15 protein-coding genes are annotated in these 20,382 nt (G+C 45.3%); 13 read left to right on the forward strand and 2 right to left on the reverse strand.

Translation table 11 applies throughout. The features are described from left to right. The first annotated feature begins 48 nt into the window (after positions 1–48). The 6 genes from IE165_RS01065 to IE165_RS01090 all read left to right on the forward strand — a co-directional run bounded on the left by IE165_RS01065 (position 49) and on the right by IE165_RS01090 (position 6,331). The gene (locus IE165_RS01065; protein WP_189624742.1) at positions 49–519 is read left to right on the forward strand and encodes a DUF2721 domain-containing protein; all 471 of its coding nucleotides are present in this window, start codon (positions 49–51) and stop codon (positions 517–519) included. Positions 520–882: 363 nt separating this feature from the next. After that, positions 883–2,079: a serine hydrolase domain-containing protein gene (locus tag IE165_RS01070; protein WP_229826243.1), complete on the forward strand. Its 1,197-nt coding sequence runs from the start codon at positions 883–885 to the stop codon at positions 2,077–2,079. Positions 2,080–2,202: 123 nt separating this feature from the next. Further along, a complete protein-coding gene (locus tag IE165_RS01075) occupies positions 2,203–3,195 on the forward strand; it encodes an alpha/beta hydrolase (RefSeq protein ID WP_189624744.1) in 993 nt (330 codons plus the stop codon). 377 nt (positions 3,196–3,572) lie between these two features. Continuing rightward, the gene (locus tag IE165_RS01080) at positions 3,573–3,803 is read left to right on the forward strand and encodes a hypothetical protein (protein ID WP_229826245.1); all 231 of its coding nucleotides are present in this window, start codon (positions 3,573–3,575) and stop codon (positions 3,801–3,803) included. Beyond that, positions 3,800–4,996 (forward strand): GTP-binding protein, encoded by a 1,197-nt coding sequence (locus tag IE165_RS01085; protein ID WP_189624746.1) that lies wholly within the window; start codon positions 3,800–3,802, stop codon positions 4,994–4,996. The genes IE165_RS01080 and IE165_RS01085 overlap by 4 nt, the downstream gene beginning before the upstream one ends. 81 nt (positions 4,997–5,077) lie before the next feature. After that, positions 5,078–6,331, forward strand: a complete 1,254-nt coding sequence (locus tag IE165_RS01090; RefSeq protein WP_189624747.1) for a Na+/H+ antiporter — start codon at positions 5,078–5,080, stop codon at positions 6,329–6,331. Positions 6,332–6,648: 317 nt separating this feature from the next. Here IE165_RS01090 and IE165_RS01095 read toward each other — a convergent pair whose 3' ends face one another. Next, the gene (locus IE165_RS01095) at positions 6,649–7,074 is read right to left on the reverse strand and encodes a nuclear transport factor 2 family protein (RefSeq protein WP_189624748.1); all 426 of its coding nucleotides are present in this window, start codon (positions 7,072–7,074) and stop codon (positions 6,649–6,651) included. 91 nt (positions 7,075–7,165) lie between these two features. Between IE165_RS01095 and IE165_RS01100 the strand changes: the two genes are divergently transcribed. The 6 genes from IE165_RS01100 (at position 7,166) to IE165_RS01125 (ending at position 18,018) form a co-directional block, all read left to right on the forward strand. After that, positions 7,166–8,701 carry a sensor histidine kinase gene (locus tag IE165_RS01100; protein ID WP_189624749.1) on the forward strand — a complete coding sequence of 512 codons (1,536 nt, stop codon included), beginning with the start codon at positions 7,166–7,168 and terminating at the stop codon, positions 8,699–8,701. Positions 8,702–8,835: 134 nt separating this feature from the next. Further along, entirely contained in the window at positions 8,836–11,454 is a 2,619-nt protein-coding gene (locus IE165_RS01105; RefSeq protein WP_189624750.1) for a zinc-dependent metalloprotease, read from the forward strand. Between the two features lie 22 nt (positions 11,455–11,476). Beyond that, complete coding sequence (locus IE165_RS01110; protein WP_189624751.1) at positions 11,477–14,815, forward strand: SusC/RagA family TonB-linked outer membrane protein; 3,339 nt, start codon at positions 11,477–11,479, stop codon at positions 14,813–14,815. An 18-nt stretch (positions 14,816–14,833) separates the two neighbouring features. Next, a complete protein-coding gene (locus IE165_RS01115; RefSeq protein WP_189624752.1) occupies positions 14,834–16,156 on the forward strand; it encodes a RagB/SusD family nutrient uptake outer membrane protein in 1,323 nt (440 codons plus the stop codon). A gap of 71 nt (positions 16,157–16,227) precedes the next feature. Continuing rightward, positions 16,228–16,944, forward strand: coding sequence for a LytR/AlgR family response regulator transcription factor (locus IE165_RS01120; RefSeq protein WP_189624753.1), 717 nt, complete (start codon positions 16,228–16,230; stop codon positions 16,942–16,944). Between the two features lie 465 nt (positions 16,945–17,409). Continuing rightward, a complete protein-coding gene (locus tag IE165_RS01125; protein WP_189624754.1) occupies positions 17,410–18,018 on the forward strand; it encodes an outer membrane beta-barrel protein in 609 nt (202 codons plus the stop codon). 308 nt (positions 18,019–18,326) lie between these two features. Here the strand turns inward: IE165_RS01125 and IE165_RS01130 are convergent, their stop codons facing one another. Next, positions 18,327–19,049, reverse strand: coding sequence for an SMI1/KNR4 family protein (locus IE165_RS01130; RefSeq protein WP_189624755.1), 723 nt, complete (start codon positions 19,047–19,049; stop codon positions 18,327–18,329). Between the two features lie 325 nt (positions 19,050–19,374). On the opposite strand from IE165_RS01130, the gene IE165_RS01135 reads away from it, so the two are divergent. Then, complete coding sequence (locus tag IE165_RS01135; RefSeq protein WP_189624756.1) at positions 19,375–20,313, forward strand: glycoside hydrolase family 43 protein; 939 nt, start codon at positions 19,375–19,377, stop codon at positions 20,311–20,313. Positions 20,314–20,382 lie beyond the last annotated feature (69 nt).

Genomic DNA, 20,382 nt, shown 5'->3' on the forward strand with positions numbered 1-20,382 from the left:
TTGGGGATAGCCAATTGGTTATAAAAAAACAGCTATCGCGCTTCAACTATGATCACCTACAATACCGCCGCTTTGCTTTTTCCTGCAATCAGTTTAATCATGCTGGCTTACACCAACCGTTTTTTGGCTTTGGCCGCGCTGGTTCGCAGTTTGCATGCAAAATATTTGGAACATAACAAGAAGGGGGTTTTGCATGGGCAAATTGGCAATTTGCGCTACCGGCTTAAGCTGCTGCGGCATATGCAGGGGATGGGGGTATTGAGTTTCATTACTTGCATCGTTTGTATGTACGGGATATACTTGGAGAGCGTTATCCTTGCCGAGCTCTGTTTTGCGCTTAGCTTATTGTTTTTCTCGGTGTCCTTATTGATCTCCTTCGTAGAAATTCAATTGAGCAACAAAGCACTGGAATTGGAACTGAGCGATATGGAAGAGCACCGTGATCCATCGTTGGTACAGTACATAAAGAAGACCTTCGACCAGCGGAAGCGACCGGAGATGCCGAACAAAAAATATTAGATAGTGTTGATCGTCACCTTTATTTTGTCAGCGTTTTCACCGGTGAGATAAGCTGATTATTCTCTTGCGTGTTGTAGGAAACAGTGGCAAGGGTTATATAGCCTGCCCTACAGAAGGTATAAGCTAGCGCATATGAACATCATAGAACACGCCTATAGTGGTGATATTTCTTGATTTTACGATTATTTTTTACCATTTTAGCCAAGCCTTCTCCGGCAGGCGATGAACAAATTAGAGCGAATGAACAAATCCCTACTCCCAATTATATCCCTTTGTTTGATAAATCTCTGCGCTTTTGGGCAGGATTTCCAAAAAGTAAAACTTGATAGCTTTTTTCATGCGCTCGAAAAGCATGATAAATTTATGGGGACGATTTGTATTGCGCAAAAGGGGCAGGCGATCTACAGCACATCCTTGGGTTATGCGGACGTGCAGGAAAAAAAGCGGGCTACGGCAACAACCGAATACAGAATAGGGTCAATCAGTAAAACTTTTACTTCCGTATTGGTTTTAAAGGCTGTGGAAGAGGGAAAGCTGACGCTGGATCAGCATATCCAGTCTTTTTTTCCGGAACTGGCCGAAGCTGAGCATATCACGATCCGGCATCTCCTACAACACAAGAGTGGTATCAACAATTTTACCAACCGTCCCGACTACCTGAGTTGGAGCGGCCAATCGAAAAATAGCGATGAGATTCTTCAAATTATTGCTTCGGGCGGTAGTGATTTTATGCCCGGTACTAAAACGGCATATTCGAATTCCAACTTTGTGCTTTTAACCTTTATTTTGGAAACTACCTATGGCGTGCCCTATCGGGAACTATTGAAACGTAACATCACCGGTAAAGTCGGCATGCAACATACTTTTGTCGGAAGTAAGATCGATACGAGCAAAGGGGAGGCTAAATCCTATCGTCGTCAAGCAGGTTGGCAGCTAGAGCAGGAAACTGACATGTCTATTCCTGGCGGCGCTGGGGCGATTGTATCCACTGCACAAGATCTCGTGGAATTTAGTGAAGCCCTTTTTGGCGGAAAATTGCTTACAGCGAAGAGTTTGGAAATTATGAAGACATTGGACAACGTTTTTGGACTCGGGATCATGCGTATCCCATTCTATGAAAAGACGGGATACGGCCATGGCGGAAATATAGACGGTTTCTCATCCATGCTCATACACTTTGATGAGGGCGACGTCACGTATGCTGCCATCAGCAACGGTAGCGCTATTAATATGAATGATGTAACTGTTGCAGCACTCAGTGCGGTCTATGGTAAGCCTGTTCAGGTTCCGCAGTATTCGGATTACAAACCGTCGGAAGAAGAGCTTGGCAAATATGTCGGCAACTACAATTCTAAAGATATACCGCTGGAAATCAGCATTACAATAGCGGATGGTGTGTTGATGGCGCAGGCAACCGGCCAATCTGCTTTTCCACTGGAATCCACTGCGGTGCATCAGTTTAAGTTTGATGCAGCACAGATCCGTATACACTTTGATCCAAGTAAGCTGTCAATGAAGTTGTTGCAAGGGGGGAAAACGTATAATTACAACAAGAAGTAGGTGATGGACACGCTGTTTTTTTGGTTGATCAATAAGGGAAAACTTTTGCCGGCTTTGGTCGTTATTACATGAAGTTAACAGACCATATGGTCATCTATACAACTATAATTTTTGGTATATCGCATGCTCAACATCTCTTTTGCACTTTTCCCTATTCGGATATTACTGGTTTTTCTTAGTCTGATTGGTTCTGTTTGCATTGTTCAGGGCCAAACAGATTCTTCGGCCTATACTTACCGCTCTTTGATGGATGTTGGTTACAAAGGCCTATCTAATGGCGACTCCCTGCGTTTGGACCTGTTTTTGCCCGCAATGGCGAGTGGAAAGAAGATCCCCTTAGTTATCGTGGTGCATGGCGGAGGTTGGGCATTCGGCGACAAAGAGATGGAAAGCATTTATTACATGCGGAAGTTGAAAGAGGAGCTTCTACGTAACGATTTTGCCGTGGCCAGTATAAGTTATCGTTTGGTATCAGACAGCATACATTTTCCAAGCCCCGTGGAGGATTGCAGTGACGCTGTGAAATGGCTGTGCAAACATGCTGACAGGTACCAGTTGGATACCGCCAATTACGGCATTTGGGGAGGAAGTGCGGGTGCGCACTTGGCAATGTTGGTGAGCTATGCCAATCCGGGCGAGATAGGAGGAGATGCTAGCCTTCAGGATGTACCCCTTCGCTTGAATTATGTCATAGACAATTTTGGACCAACGAAACTTAATGACCTGTTTCGGGTGAATCTGAATGGTTTTTCTACCTTTATGTTCAAAGTTTTTGTGCGCAAATTATATGACATTCGCCTAAAATTGACTTATGCCATGACGGGCTATGATTTTAAAACGGATAAAGACAAGGTATTGGAGGTTAACGAACGCTTCTCGCCCTTGAACTATGTCGATAAACCCGTTTTGCCGACCTTAATCGTGCACGGCACTAAAGATCGTATAGTGGCCATTAAGCAATCGGAACAGTTGCAACAGGCACTTGAAAAACATCAAGTCGAGAACAACTTTATTAAGGTGGAGAATGGCGACCACGGACTGGGCAATATCGCCAAAGAAAAGACCGACGAACTGGTGCAGAAAACGATTACTTTTATCAAGGCGCACAAAAAGTAGGCTGTTGCCAGATGGCAACCCATTCTTGCCTAATCATCTTCTTCACAGAGCAGGCTACTTGCTCTCCCTCGGATCCAACCGCGCTCCAACCATGGCTGGAACACCATCTTGTCCGCAAAACATACATTGGAAAACGGGTAACACAGATTACATAAAATGATGATGTCGACGCCCTGCATGGAAGGTTACCATATACCCACTGATAACGACTTCCTTCCCATGTAGCGCCTATAGCGCCATGGGAAAAAATATCCCTCAATTTATGTTCCTTCATGACTTATTCAATGTTCAAAACTACAGTGTAAAAATTACAAATGCAATATTGTTGCTTTTGTAATTTTTACGTTTTACATTTGTGAAACCAAAATGAGATGAAGATGAGGATACCCCAAGATTTTGAAAGCTGGAGAAGATGCATTGAAGTAGACTGCGGCATTGCTTTGACGGATGTTTTCGTAAACAGGCGGATAGCAGTTTACGCCGATGAGCAGCATGCAGAAACGCAACGTTTCATTAAGCGCTACGGAGCGGAGCATCACCGTCAGGTGTTGCGATGGTTTCGAACGGTAGCGGAACAAGACGACTTAAAAAAGGAGGAAAAGAGATGAATAAAAAATTGCCTGTGACTGTGCTAAGTGGTTTTCTTGGTGCAGGAAAAACAACATTGTTAAACCATGTGCTGCACAATAAGGAACAGCTGAAAGTAGCTGTGATCGTGAATGACATGAGCGAAGTAAATATCGATGCACAGCTTGTGGAGCGCGAGCATACCCTGTCAAGAACGGAGGAACGGCTGGTGGAAATGAGCAACGGTTGTATATGTTGCACGTTGCGAGAGGACTTGATGCTGGAGGTGGCGCGGCTGGCGAAAGAGGATCGTTTTGACTACCTGTTGATCGAAAGTACGGGCATTTCTGAACCTATACCGGTTGCTCAGACGTTCAGCTACGTGGATGAACAAAGTGGGATCGATTTATCTGCCTTTAGTTACATTGACAGCATGGTCACGGTGGTAGATTGCTTTAATTTCTTTCGTGATTTTGGAAGCATGGATACCTTACAGGATCGGGCTTTAAACGACGATGTCAACGATGACCGTACCATTGTGAATCTCTTGACCGATCAGGTCGAGTTTGCCAATATCATCGTGTTGAATAAGATCGATTTGGTAGCGGATGAACGGTTGCTGGTGCTGGAGGCCGCTATACGCAAGCTGAACCCTAAAGCCAAAATTATCCGAACACAATTTGGACAAGTACCGCCGACAGAGATTATGGGTACCCATAGTTTCGACTTTGACGAAGCTTCCCTATCCGCAGGTTGGATACAGGAATTGGAAGCCGAGCATACGCCGGAAACCGAAGAGTATGGAATTTCATCCATCGTTTTTCGTAATGAACGACCCTTTCATCCGCAACGCTGGTACCATTATTTAAATGTGCATTACCCTGCAGGTATTATACGTGCGAAAGGATTATTCTGGATAGCATCACGCCCGGACGCAGCCATCAACTTTAGTCAGGCTGGCGGCAGTTTACGCATAGAAAATGCAGGCTACTGGTGGTGTAGCATGCCGGAAGACGAACGTATGCGATATCCTATTTATCAAGAGAACCGCGCACAGATTGACGCACGATGGGATAAACAGTGGGGAGACCGAAAAAATGAGCTGGTTTTTATTGGACAGCAATTGGACAAAGAAAAGCTCGTTGCCGACCTTAATCGCTGCCTGCTAACTGAAGCGGAGAGTGAGGATTGGCGATACACGGCTTGGAAGGACGAATTCCCAAAAAACATCTAAGCGGATGTTTTAACCCGATCTGCGGATTATAAAAACTGAATCCTTATCGCTAAATTAGCTCGCATACAACAGGAATGCGCTATGGAGAATTATGCCATCATCTTAGTTTTAATGGGAGCTATGGCCATATTGAGTACAATGGCAGAGAAAATAAAGATTTCTTCTCCCATTGTTCTTATTGTGGCAGGTATAGCGATTGGTTTCATACCGGGGATGCCGGCCATAGCAATCGAATCGGAAGTGGTGTTCCTGCTTTTTCTGCCGCCCCTGCTTTACGATGCAGCTTTTAAGATCCACTGGAAGGAATTTAAAGCTAATATTTACATCATTTCCCGATTGGCTTTCAGTTTGGTTTTTATAACGACAGTAGGTATTGCCGTTGTCGCATATCTTCTGATCCCAAGTATGTCTTGGCCCCTCGCTTTTGTACTGGGCGCTATCTTGGCACCCACGGATGCCGTGGCTGCCTTGAATATTACCAAAGGAATGAAGCTGAGTTCACTCACCAATACTGTTTTGGAAGGAGAGAGCCTGTTGAACGATGCTTCGGCACTGGTGGCTTTCAAGTTTGCGCTGGCAGCACTTTTCGGTGCTTCTTTTGTGTTCTGGGAAGCTTCGCTTTCTTTTTTAACGTTGTTGGTTGGCGGTTTTTTAATCGGCCTTATATGCGGCATGCTCCTTGGATTCCTGCTCAAGCTTATCCGTGAAGACGGTACGGCTGTCCTTAGCCTAGTATTGCTTTCGCCTTTTGTCGTCTACTTGATTGCGGAGCATTTTCATGCTTCCGGTGTTATTGCAGTGGTCACGCTAGCCTTTGGTCTGTCAAAGCTCAGTGCGGCAAAATTTCCCGAAAGGTTGAAGGTACAATCCGAACACGTATGGGATATGATTAGTTTTTTGCTGAATGGCTTAATCTTTATTCTGATAGGTTTGGAATTACCTATCGTGGTAAAAAAATTGACCAACGAACAGCTGCTTACCTATGGTGGTATTGCAGCCATCATTACCGTGACGGCACTTTTAGTGCGGACATTAAGCGTTTTTTTACATCGAAAAAGACTGCATAGGGCTTTTCAACGCGCGCAGCACAACAAGCGTGCACGCGCTATCTCCGAATCGATTCTATTAAGTGTGCAGGAAAGCATGATCATCAGCTGGTCAGGCATGCGAGGAATCATTTCCTTAGCGTTGGCCATTGGACTGCCACATGTTTTGAAAAACGGGCATGCTTTTCCGATGAAAGATGATATTATGTATATCACCACGGTAGTCGTGCTACTGACTATTGTTGGGCAGGGGCTGCTCTTACCGTTTATTGCGCGACCCAAGCGGTAGTCCGAATCTTCCGCAGCTACGCTATTTGTTGCTTCCAAGCTACTTGACAAATAGCAGACCTTACGTGTTGTTGCCTTCAACGTCGCATTTTTTCATCAAACTGATGAAAAAATGCGACATATTTAAAACCTAATGTACTGCGCCTATCTTTACGCAGCGGCGAGTACAGGCGGTGAGCAGAAAACCGAAGGCATACATAAGCAGCTGTCTATTTCTTGAAGAAACAGCCGACAGCTTCATTTCTACGTTTAAACCGTATGCTGTAAGGGCTTACCTCATGGTATATGACTATACGCTTTCCGTACGTCGGTATTTGGTTAGGGATAGGTGGTCACCACTTTGCTTAATTTCCAACCGTCTTGGGTTTGACTAAGTGTGATGTAATCGACACGTACAAAGTGATCAAAGGTCATGGTGGTTTTGGCAACACAAGTAGACTTCGTTTGATCCAATACTTCATAGCTGGTTTTGCAATCGAACTTGGCGCCGGCGCTTTGTTTTAAGAATTTCATGTATTGCTTTTTATTGAAGCTGTCGTTGTTGGCGCTGTTGCGGTATTCGAAATCTTCTGCGAAGATGTATCTGTTCAACGTTGGGTTCCCCAGTGCGGCAGATTCCAGATAAACACCGATGATGCTCGTAGAATCAAATTTTTTAAGTGGATTGATCTTTTCGGCAGCGAAAGCGCTGAACGAAGTGATCATAATGAATGCACTGAGGATGGAGATTACTGTTTTTTTCATGGCGATGTGTTTTATGTTTTTGTTTTATTTTCTTATTGATACATCAAAGGTAGGCGTACAGCGCTCGACAGCCTATGGCAATTAGACCAACTTGCCTGTTTTCTCGGCGAATACCGGTAATGCATCGGTTAAGATTAATACCGTTTGGAAGCCAGTATGGGAACGCTTGATCAGGAAACGTTTGCTAGTAAGCGAGTTGTCGATTGCTCGCCGTATAAAAATAGATTATCTTTGCGGCGTGAAAGAGGATAATATGTCGGCTAGGAAGTTTAAGCGTAAGAATTTCCTGTTGTTTCCTGTAGGCGTTTTACTGTTGATGTTGGTGGGAGGCTTAATCTTGCAGGTGATTTTTAATCGTTTGACGGAGTTGAACAGGAAAATGCTGCGCGATATCGCCAATGAGAAAGCTTTGGCGGTACAAAAAGAGTTTGATCTGTTGGAGCAACGTTTAAGTTGGTTTCTTGTACAGGCTGAGGGGCAGAATCAACAGACCATTCAGGCTTACCTGCAGAAGGATACCATGCTGCGCACTTTCTTGACCTTGGCTTCCCTGGATTCCAACGTGCAGTTGGAAGATTGGAAGAAGAATTTGCTGTACCGATTGCCCTATGTGATTCATTCGAAATATGGCCGTTTGCAGGCGGCTATCGACCTCAAGAAGTTTAACACCTATTTTTGGGAGCGCGAGAGTGGACACGCCTATTTTGATATTGTTTCACCGGATGGCTTCTTCTTGGTGCATCCCGAGCTGTCACAAGTGGGGAAGCCCAACCCGATACATACAACGGTGGGGCAAGGTGCACAAGACACGATCGTGCTTTCGAACTACCTGCAAATGGATGTGTTAAGGCGTAGTGTTGCGCTACAGGGAATATTTGTGCATGCACAACTGGCAGCGAGTGTACCACTGCTCATCACCGCGGATGAAACCCAAGAGATTTTGAACCTCAGTATGCTGCTTGGTATCGGTTTTTTGGTGATTACTATTACCTTCCTGCAGATAATCTATTGGAACAAAAGGCGAGTACAGCAATTGGAAATTGTGCAATCTGAGCTTTCGCGAGAACAGGCAACAATGCGCTTCGAGCGATTGCGCGAGCAGATGAACCCACATTTTTTATTTAATGCATTGGGCTCCCTGCAACAGTTGATTGCTAAAGATCAGGAGCATGCCAAGCGCTTTGTGGGTAAGATGGCCAAGGTATATCGGAAGATGCTGCAAGACGACCGATCGGGATGGTCGAGCCTAGAAGAGGAATTGGCCTTGGTGCAAGCCTATTTCTTCCTGCAAGAGGTACGCTTTGCGCAAGCATTGATGCCGATAAACTTTGTTATTCCACCTACTGCATTGAAAAGACAAATCCCGCGGATGAGTTTACAAACTTTAGTAGAAAATGCTATAAAGCATACGGTGTTCACGCGGGAGCAGCCCTTGGAGATAGATATTATCGTCGTCGATGACCACGTAGTGGTGAAAAATCGATACCGGCCGCGACCTGTTGCGGAATCACAAACAGGGGGCTATGGTTTGGAATATATCGCATCCATGTACCGACATGTGGAGCTTGAAAGTTTTTCTTACGAGGTGGAGGATGGTTTATTTGTGCTGCATCTGCCGCTTCGATAGCGTTTGTTTTTTCTTCCCTTAAATGTGCGCACTCACTCCCTTAATACACGGGTTCACGGAAATCGCATTGCCTTTCTAAATATTTGTGAGCACTTTTAGCGCTTGAATGACGCATTAACCTTACCGATAACGTAATGAATAATAAACACATAAAGCAGCTGTCGCGCTTCGTAGGGCTTGCCGTATTTTGTACCACGGCATTCCAGTCCTGCGGCGTGGTGCCTGCATTTATATGGAAAAAGAAAGACGCCCAGATTGTGGCTGTGGCCGATAGTAGCAAGGATGAAAAGGGTGTATCCTATCAAAAGTTGATCAAAGATGCACGTGTTGACTCGGGTATGTTCCACGTCATCAGTAAAAAGGGAGAGTACTACTTTGAGATACCCCGCACTGCATTGGACAGGGACTTCCTGATGATACACAAAATATCGTCGGTGCCATTGGCCATAAACGAGGCCGGCGTCAATAAAGGGATGAATTTTGAGAACAAAGTGATCCGCTTCAGCCTAAAAAAGGAAGGGAAGGAAGTTTGGGTAGGCGAGATCGATCCGAAGATCGAAGTGCCAAATAAAGATGCCATTGCCAAATCGGTTTCCGATAACTACCGCTTATCCTATATCGAATCATTCAAAGTAGAAAGCTACAACAGCGATTCTACCAGTGTAGTGATCAAGGTGAACAAGGTATTTGATGGAACCGAAAAGAGCTTTGCGGACGTATTTTCAAATTTAGGATTGGGGACTTCGCCAAAGACATCGCTCTCTGGTATTGAACAGATAAAATCCTTTGCCAACAACGTCGTAGTGCGATCGATGTATAGCACCAAAGTAACGGAAGGGAATGAATCCATACCGATTTCTATTGCCGTGACAACAAATATCTATGCCCTGCCCGAACAGCCTATGGTGCCACGCTTCGCCGATCCGCGCGTAGGCTTTTTCAGTACCGAGCGCTGGTATTTTTCTGATAAACAACAGGAACTTGATAAGCGCAATTTGGTAACGCGCTGGCGTCTAGAACCAAAGGAAGAGGATAAGGAACGTTACAGAAAAGGGGAGTTAGTGGAGCCGAAGAAGCCCATCGTGTTTTATCTCGATCCGGCTACGCCAAAACAATGGAGGAAGGAAATTATTGCTGGTGTGCACGATTGGCAGCAAGCCTTTGAAGCCGCTGGCTTTAAAAACGCCATTATTGCGAAGGAAGTGGCCGATACCACGGCTTTCGATCCCGATGATGCGAATGTATCGTCTATTGTGTATGCAGCATCGGCACAGGCCAATGCGATGGGACCTTCGGTGGTAGATCCGCGCTCGGGCGAGATTTTGGAGGCTGATGTTATTTGGTGGCATAACGTGATGACGATTTTGAACAGCTGGATGCGTATACAAACCGGTGTGGTGGATACAGCAGCACGTGGTAATGCTTTTTCCGAAGAAAAGATGGCGCATGCTATTCGTTTTGTGTCATCCCATGAAATAGGGCATACCTTAGGATTGATGCACAACATGGGGTCTTCGTCGAGCTTTCCCGTGGATTCGCTTCGCTCGCCATCCTTTACGGATCGTATGGGCGGTACAGCGACGTCCATTATGGACTACGCCCGCTTCAACTACGTTGCGCAGCCCGAAGACGGCGTAAAGACAATTACACCTGTCATTGGGCTCTACGATAAGTATGCCATTGCATGGGCTTACCGCTGGTATGACGTGAAGACGCCTTGGGAGGAGCTGCCCACGCTACGTAAAGAAATAGAAAAGCACCAGCACGATCCGAATTACTGGTATGGTGAACAGCAAGATGGTAAGAACATTATCGATCCGCGTTCGCAATCGGAAGATCTTGGCGATAACGCCATGCTAGCAGGAGCCTACGGACTACGTAATTTAAAACGGATCATGCCCCATATCATTGATTGGACAACGAGTTCAGGAGAAGACTACTATCGCGCGGGCAAGCTATATATGGGCGTTATTGGGCAATGGTATACCTATGCTGACCATGTGATCAACAATATAGGCGGCATTTATTTGGAAAATCCCGTGTTGGGCGATCAAAAAGATGCTTATCGTCCGGTAGACCGAGACAAGCAGATCGAGGCGCTAGGCTATGTAAAAGAGCAGGTATATCGTTTGCCGGAATGGCTCTTTGTGCCAGAGTTGATGACCAAAACGTTTCCATTGCGGGATAGCCCTATCGGTAGTTTCGAATATGCACCCTACAATTTGCAACGTGAATTTCAATATAGCTTGCTCTTCAGTTTGGTGAAAGATGAGCGTTTGCTACGGATGATTGAGATGGAGCAACTGTTTGGCCGGAAACGGGCTTGGAGTGCCGAAGAATTTTTGCAGTCGGTGCGCGAGGAAGTATTCGCCTCGACTTTGAAAAAGCAGTCTTTGGATCTTCGCACACGTATGTTGCAACAAAACTATGTGGATGTATTGATGGTGTCGACCAACAAAGCCATGGAGAAAATTAACGACAAGAAGCTTACCGAGGTAGACCTATTCTTGCAACAGGCGCATCCGCATATTTGTGCCCTACATGGCTTAGGCGATGCAGCAAGACAGGCGCGCAATGTACATGTGGGCAGCATGGCAAGAACCTCCGATATGTTGATGTTGAAGCGGACGGAGCTCTTGGAAATCTATAAACTGTTGGATCGGGCACGACAAACTGGCGATAAGGCTACAAAAGCACATTATGAAGATCTCCTGATGCGCATAGCCGTGACATTGCCTATCGCAAAAAAATAAAATTACTTAATACCTAACGTGAATGAATAGATTACTTATGCTGTTTGTGCTTTTTTGCTGCAACGTTGCTAGCGCACAAACAGCGACTCAACTGGAGGGACGCGTGTTGGACGCGACCACAAACAAACCGATTATTGGTGCCACCATTATGGTGGAAAATACGGCAGTAGCTGAAGAGACAGGCGTGGCCGGACAGGTACAGCAGTCGGCACTGGGCGTTATCACGGATGAAAAAGGCGCTTTCAGCTTAAGCATTCCAAACGGTGTGCGCTTTGTGACGGTATCTTTTATGGGCTACGAGAAGCTACGGGTGGCCGTCTATGCCGGTAGTAAAACGCTATTGCTACAACCCAGTGGCGAATCATTGGAAGAAGTGATTGTGACGGGTTATACCGATATCAAGAAAAGAAAAAATACGACAGCCTACAACAAGATTGATATGGATAAAATCCAGCAGGCTGGCGTGTCGAGTGTAGAGCAGATGTTGGAGGGACAGGTTGCCGGTATGCAGTTCTCTAATTTAAGTGGTGGCCCCAACGGCATGTCGCAGATCCGTATTCGTGGTACAGTGTCCATGAACGGCACACAAGATCCGTTATGGGTGTTGGATGGACTGCCAATAGAAGGTACAGCGATGCCCAACCGCTTGGATAAAGACAATATCAACGACCTTCGCAATTTGCCTATCGCGGGATTGAACCCCGATGATATACAGGATATCACCGTTTTGAAAGACGCCGCAGCAACCTCTATTTATGGTGCCCGCGCGGCAAATGGGGTGATCGTGATCACCACGAAACGCGGTAAAAGTGGCCCAGCGCAGGTGAATGTTTCTGCAAATAGCTTTATCGCGGAGCGCCCTGATTTCAACCGCTTGAACCTCATGAATGCCTCGCAGAAAGTGGATTTCGAATTGGCGATGGCCGGTCGCTCTGATTTGGATTACCGTTCGGGAAAAGGTGCCATAGCACGCTTGTTGACCGCCGGCAATGAATGGGATGCTTTTCGCAATGGCGGACTGTCGGCACTTTCATCGGCAACGCAGGAATCTATTCTTGCACTGCGTAACCAAAACCATAGCTGGGGTGAATCCCTGTTTCGCCAATCGGTGAACCAGCAGTATTCCGCGTCAATCTCTGGCGGTACAGAAGGACACCGCTACTATATTTCGGGCGGCTTCTACGACGAGAAGGGCAGCGTATACAATGTGGATATGAAACGCTACACTTTGACCTTTAACAATGATTTTCGGATCAATAGCCGTTTTAAAGGCGGACTTAATCTTTTGGGATCGGCAACGAATCGCCAAAATCCGGTTCAAGATGCAGATGGTTTTAACAATCCAACGTATTACGCCCGTACAGCGAATCCCTATCTACAGATTCGGGACGCTAATGGCGCTTTTATCTATGATCCAGATATCGAAGGTGCGGATGCTGATGCCGTCTATATTCCTTTCAACGCAATCGAAGAACGAGAAAATACGCGCTACACATTGGCCAACAAAAGTTTGAAAGCGATTACCTATCTGCAATATGATATCTTGCACAATTTATCCTTGCGCACTGAATTGGGGATGCAGTTGGAAGAAATTGGCACCGAGCGGTACCGTGATCAGGAATCTTACAGTGCACGAAAATTACGTCAGACCACACGTTACTACGATTCGGCGACGAAAACTTATAAGTATTTTCTTCCAGAGGGCGGCATTATTGAAAATACCCATAACAGCGGTTTTCAATATAACTGGAAATCCTTCTTAACCTATACGAAGGAATGGGCATCGAAGCATGAGCTGGAACTGATGGGCGGAACGGAGCTTCGACATTCAAATAACAGTATGATCGCAACGAAAGGTTTTGGCTACAATCCGGTGACCTTAACAACGCAGACCATTCTTTTTCCGAATAACAACGACCTCAATAACGCAAACTTTAGACCCTACGCAAAAACTATAGGCGAGACCTCGTTTGCATCGTTTTACGCAAATGGTACCTACACCTTCGATAAGAAATATAATGTATATGGTAGCATCCGCTACGATGGATCTAATATGTTTGGTGTAGATCCCAAATACCGATTTTTGCCCATATGGTCTTTATCGGGCTCTTGGATAGCTTCTGAGGAAGAATTTATCAAGGCCATTCCAAGCATTTCTAATTTGCGCCTGCGCGCCTCTTATGGTGTACAAGGAAATATAGACCGGAATACCTATCCTTTTATTGTTGGAAGCTACGGCACTGGCTCGTTGTTGCCCGGCACCAACGAGCAAACCATCGTTGTGAATACTCCTGCTAACGATAAACTACGCTGGGAAAGAACGCATTCTTGGAATGCGGGAATCGATCTTGGGTTATGGAAGGATCGTCTGAATATTACCGTAGACTATTACAAGCGCCAAAGCTCGGATGTGATCGGCAACAGCCAGTTGGCCTTGGAGAACGGGTTTGAAAATGTGAGTCGCAACTGGGCGGGAATCAGCAACGAAGGGATAGAACTGACTATTTCCAGTCGAAATGTGGAGACTACTCGTTTCAGTTGGAGCACCGACTTCAATATTGCGCACAACAGTAACAAGTTGACCAAGGTGTTGGCCAATCCAAAATCCTATGTGTTGGACAATCAAGAAGGATACCCAGTCAACTCGCTTTTTGTGCTACAAACGGCAGGATTGGATGCCAATGGCCTAGTGCAATTCAAAGGCGCTGATGGCAACCCTATCGCCTTTGAACAATATTACGGACTATATGACCCATGGGCAGATTTCCTGCCAGGCTACATGGTGGCAAATAATTTGACGCCGGCAGATTACCGCAGTAAGTTTAAGTATATGGGCAATATGGATCCGCGCTTCATCGGCGGGATGACCAACCGGTTCAAGTTAGATGCCTTTGATCTTGCCGTGTCTGCTGCCTTCAACCTGGAAAAATGGGTGCGTAGAACGCCTTCGTACAATCCTGCACAGGTGGACCGCGGCTCGAACCAGTATACGGAACTTTTTGATGCCCTTGAAGGTTCGCAATTGCCTGCCATTGGCAGCGATAATATCGAGCTTAATGAGCGCTGGATGGCTTACAGCTGGATGAATGGTAATGACCCTGTAAACTCCCTTAGATATTACGATATCTGGGCGAAGAAGATGAGTTATGTGCGCATCAACAGCATTCGCCTTGGCTACACCTTGCCGTCTAAGATCGGCAAACGCATTGGGGCGAGCAATGTGCGTTTTAATGTAGAAGGTCGGAATCTATTGGTCTTCGGTACCGACTACGACGGGTTCTTTGATCCGGAGACGTATGGCGACTTATATGCGCAGCCCATAACAAAGTCGTTTACATTTGGTGTTTCCGCTCGTTTTTAATCTTTAGCATTGCATAACATGAAAAAAAATAGTTTATATATAATTTTACTAGCCGTGGGCGCCTTGTTTTCCGCTTGCGATAAGTATTTGGATATACAACCGGTGGGCACTGTAGTGCCCAGTACCGAAGCCGACTTCCGAGCTTTGTTGACCAGCGGCTACACGAACTTTCCAACACATAAGGCGCTGCTTAACCTACGCACAGATGAATTATTGTTGGACGAGTATTCTACCGATTTTCCTGAGTTAAAGGATATTTATCTGTGGAACGATCAGAACCCGGATCCCGTGACGCGTGCATACCCCTGGGTAGATTTTTACAAAAGTATCTTCTACGCCAATCATATTCTCGAGGAAATGGATGCCAAAATAGGGGTCACTGCGGAGACCAAGCAGATTAAGGCGGAAGCGCTTTTGTTGCGTGCCTATGCTCATTTCGAGTTGCTGAATTGCTATGCTGAACAATTCAGCGAAGCCAATAAAGATAAAAAAGCCATTCCGCTCGCGGATCATATTGACCTGGAACAACGCTTTCGGCCGGCAACGATAGCGGAAACTTATGCGTTGGTCCTTGCTGATATCGCTGATGCACAAGAACTGATGCAGGTAGAAGATCAGCCTGCTATGTATAAATATCGCTTTAGCAAGCGGGCGCTACACGCTTTCAAATCGAGGGTGCATTTATATCGCGAAGAATGGGAGCTTGCACGGCAGGAAGCAGCGGCGGCCTTGGCCATCAATAATAAATTGGTTGATCTTAATCAGAACGAAGCATTGCTTCCGAGCGATTTTCAATCGGTGGAGGCCATCATGTCGCTGGATGCGGTGGGAGTTTCGTTCGTTTCCACAAGTTCTTATATTGCGCCGACGCTATTGTCTAGCTATGACCAAGCCAATGACAAGCGATTCACGCGTTACTTTGCTAAAGCTGGTAGCAATTACGTTTCAAGTAAAGGTGGTAACGATCGCTATAACGTCAGCTTCCGTAATGGCGAACTGTACCTCATCGTAGCAGAAGCGAGTTTACAACTGAACCGTAGGCAGGAAGCTGTGGACGCTTTGGGAACGCTGTTTAGAAATCGCTTAACGGCGGCGGCTTTTTCTGCGCAAGCGTTAATTATGGCCAATATGGATCGCGCAGCATTACTGGAATTAGTGAAGGCAGAGCGCAAACGCGAGCTGGCCCTAGAAGGCTTACGTTGGTATGATTTGAAACGAGGCGATCGTCCACGGATTGTACACCAAATTTTTGGACAAGAGCAAGTTTTGGAACAACAGGATCCTCGCTATATTATTCGCTATCCACAAGAAGCGATCGATAATAACCCTGATCTGTTATAAGAAGACCGGATTGTACATTATACATCCTCTTTTCATTCGTTGAAAAGAGGATTTTTTTTTACTTTCACAGCATGGTATGGCATATGTTGATCGTGGAGGATGAAGATTGGGCTTGGGAAAGCCTGCGGGATATGCTATCGCAACTGTTGCCCCATAATGTTCCTCATCTCACGCACCTTAGCACGGTGCAGGAGGCTGTGCACTGGCTGGAAAAAAATAAAGTCGACCTGATTTTTATGGATGTGCACCTAGCTGATGGACTGAGCCTCGATATTTTCAAACAGGTGCAGGTAAAGGCTCCGGTGATTTTCACGACAGCCTTTGAAAATTATGCGTTTGATGCCTTTCAGCATCAAGGCTATGCCTACCTGTTGAAGCCTTACGATATCGATGATTTAGAAAAAGCCTTGCATAAAGTACGCCCGTTGATGCCAAAGGACTCGCCAACCTATAAAAATCGCTTCTTGGTAAAATACGGCATTCATTTGAAGTCCTTATCCGTAAACGATATCGCCTATTTTATGGCCGAAGATAAAACACTTTACGCGATCGAGAAGGATGGTCATGCCTACATCATTGAAGAATCGTTGATGGGTTTGGTCGGTAAACTTGATCCGGAGATGTTCTTCCAAATAAACCGCAAGTTTGTGATTCAGATTAACGCCATTCGTTCCATGTTAAAGATTAGCCGAGGACGTATCAAGCTGGAACTGCATCCAGCAACAACCGTAGAGGTAATCGTCAGCGAGGACCGCTCGCAGCATTTTCAGCTGTGGTTGGATAACTAGCTGTTTCGCTTGAAAATTTTTTCGGTATGAACAAATAGCTTCTCGTGAAGATCGTCCCAATCGCTAGCCGAAGCAATAGGGGGAAGATCTAAAATGAATGTATCCTGGATGGTCTGTTCGCTGGTCATGACCCCAATCTACAAGGCTTCGCTCTGCCTTATAATTGCTGTTGACAATGAATGTTTTGCTGAGGGAAACTTCGCGAACTCTGTTTGCTAAAGCTGATGATAGGAGTTGCATATCTACAATTGTTTTTTTGACTACTGATTGTTATCGGTGAAACAAGCAAAAAGCGATGTTTGTTACCGATTTCCCGGAAATTAGTATTTAGTACTTGAAATGTGTGATTGTTCTTTGTTATGAGGTTTCATTTTTTTACATTTGTGGATAAAATATTAAGTCGACTATGGCGTGCTGCTGACGTTGAAGTCGGTTATTATTAACCTTTATTTGTTAAAAATCAATATGAAAAAAAATCTGTTAACGGTAGTTTTAGTATTCGGCGCTGTGGCTGCCACGTCGGCGCAGAGTACTTTCGGCGTTCGCACAGGGCTAAATCTTGCAACGGAGTATGTTAGGCAAAATAATCAATCCTCCACAACGAAAATTGCGCCGTCTTTTCATCTGACAGGGTATTACGATGCAAGGGTGTCGCCAGGATTTTCGATCCAACCGGGCTTGTCGCTGCAAGGAAAAGGCGGTAAATCGGATCTAGGAGGCGAAGTGCTCACAGATAAGCTTCTTTATCTAGAGGTTCCTGTTAACTTTTTAGGCAGAGTTCAAGCGGGTAATGGGGAGGTTTTTTTTGGTGGAGGGCCGTATATAGCTTACGGTGTCAGCGCAAGGGTTACTTCCGGACGGAATGCGCGACACTTAGCTTTTGGAAAAGAACCCGATCAATTGAATCCATTTGATGCGGGACTAGGATTTATGACCGGTTATCGATTTGCCCATGGTTTAGTTTTGAGCTTGTCTAGCTCAGCCGGATTTGTGAATATTGGCAATATCGAAGGGACGACCTTCCAAAATCGTGTCACTTCCTTCAGTATCGGCTATGAATTTAGCAAGCGCTAATTAACTGAATAGACAGCTATCAAAGAGAGCACATTATCATAAGGATGATGCGCTCTCTCACAGGTGTGAAGTGTTTTTTAAGCGGAGGAGCAACTGGATTAATCGAATGGATAACGGTAGGGAAATACAACTCGGCACCACGAGGATCTATTGCACGTGCTGCTTATCTTTTTTCCGTACTACAGTTGTGGAAGCATCGACAATATGGACTGTCCATCAACATAGGGTATAGGAGACAGCATGTAAAAATTTAGATAACTAATGATGCTATATTATCCAAGGAACTTCGTCTTTCAAAACTTGGTGTTTTAACTAAAAAGTCTAGCAAAGAAATTGCGCCTTCTGTTCTTTAACACCCATATCAGTTCGTTAGGATGCCGTTGTGCCAATTGGCTAGGTCGAAATTTCCCCCATGCGAAGCCTATGCCATTTTCCCCAGATGATAGATCAGCAATCGTCCAATCTTCCCCTTCGAACGTGGTGAGAAACGTCGTGTGTTTCGGATTTTTTTTGATAAACTCAGCCTTGGGAAGAAACGCATTTTGTCGCTCCCAAATTTGTGACACCGTATTGATCTGGAAATTTGTTATATAATTGTCCGTTGGATGTTGGTGGAAATCGAGTAGGTGCTGTAGGTACTCGTTTAAGTTTTGCGAGTGTACGATAAATACCGCAGGGTCATGACAGGCAAAAAAAACCTTTCCGAGTTTACCTTCGTTATCGATGTCAAGTACCCAGTAATTTCCAAAGCCATCATGCCCCAGCGTGATAGAGTTCGGTGATAGCTCCCAAAAGCCAAACTCGTTAATAGAGTCAAAATAAACCATTTTGAATGCGACACTGTCCCATCCGCGCGTTATCCGTAGGATGGCCGCGAGTTCATCGTCAATATGCCTGTTAGGGAAGGATTTTCGTAACTCTTCGATTTCTTCGTCTGTCAGTTTTTCGTGGAATTCCAATGCATATCGTTCTCCATTTTCATCGATAAAGGAAGATGTTTTCAAGGTGTGTATGATCTCTAAATTTGTCATATCAATTTATTTTTTTCGCACACAAGTGTTACTCCACGAGTTAAATATACGAAACAGCTGCCGTTTCGCGAAAATAGGAGTACATAGGCTTCTGTAAACGTCAGGTTCAACCGCATTTTTAGGATCAGTCTTTCAATTTGATACAATTTCGTAATTAATTGAGACTTTTTGTCAGCCGAAGAAACTAGCGATGGTTTACTTTTGTGGTAGTCATTTGCTATTGACGGTTTGTTGGCCTTCGTGCCAGCCTAAGCATCTTTTAGATGTATCGCTGGGAAGAATACTGATAAGGCTACCATGAATAAATATATAAGCGATTCGGAAAATGAAAACAAGCATATTATTTGGCACAGTGGCCTGTGCGATACTAACAGCATCTTGTCGTAGCCAGCTGGAAAAGCAGGAGCGAAGTTTGCCACTTGCTGACCCTTTCATTTTTCGGCATAACGATCAGTATTTTGCTTATGGTACCAGTTCCGACGAAGGGTTTGAAGTATATTATACGAAGGATCTAAGGATATGGACAAAACATAACCAGCTGTTACTTAAGAAAGATGATTCCTATGGTGAAAAATGGTTCTGGGCGCCCGAAGTCTATTACAACGAAAAAAAAGCGCAATTTTACTTGTTTTATACGGCGGAGGAACATATTTGCGTAGCTACTGCGGATACGCCGCTAGGCCCATTCAAACAAAAGGATCATACGCCCATGCGCATTGAGAAAGGGATCGATTCCTCGCTTTTTATCGATGAAGATGGGAAGGCCTACCTTTATTTTGTACGCTTTACAGATGGAAACGTGATTTGGGTAGCTGAACTAGCAGAGGATTGGCAGTCGATTAAAGAAGAAACATTGACCAAATGTATAGACGCATCGACTCAATATTGGGAAAAGTCCCTTGGAAAGGTGGCCGAAGGTGCGTCTGTCATCAGGCAGGGGCCTACCTATTACTTGCTTTATTCGGGCAACGATTTTCGAAGCCTAGACTACGGTGTGGGGTTTGCCACAGCGAGCTCACCAACGGGGCCTTGGATAAAGAGCCCGAATAATCCTATTTTACAGCGCCCCAGAAAAGGGCTTGTCGGAACGGGGCATGGTGCGTATTTCAGCGACCACAAAGGCAAGTTGAAGTACGTCTTCCACGCGCATAAGAATGCTTCCCATGTCAATCCGAGATATCTTTACATCGTGAATATGGCGATTGAAGGGGGGCAGGTGAAAATGGATACCAGGCATATCATTCGGCCGCGAGTTGTCGAATAGCATGTGCTACATAAGGAAACGGTGCGATAGACTGGGGCAGGGTAAGCGCTATATTTTTGTCCGAGGGCG

It is taken from the genome of Sphingobacterium griseoflavum (assembly GCF_014653155.1).
GTDB lineage: Bacteria > Bacteroidota > Bacteroidia > Sphingobacteriales > Sphingobacteriaceae > Sphingobacterium > Sphingobacterium griseoflavum.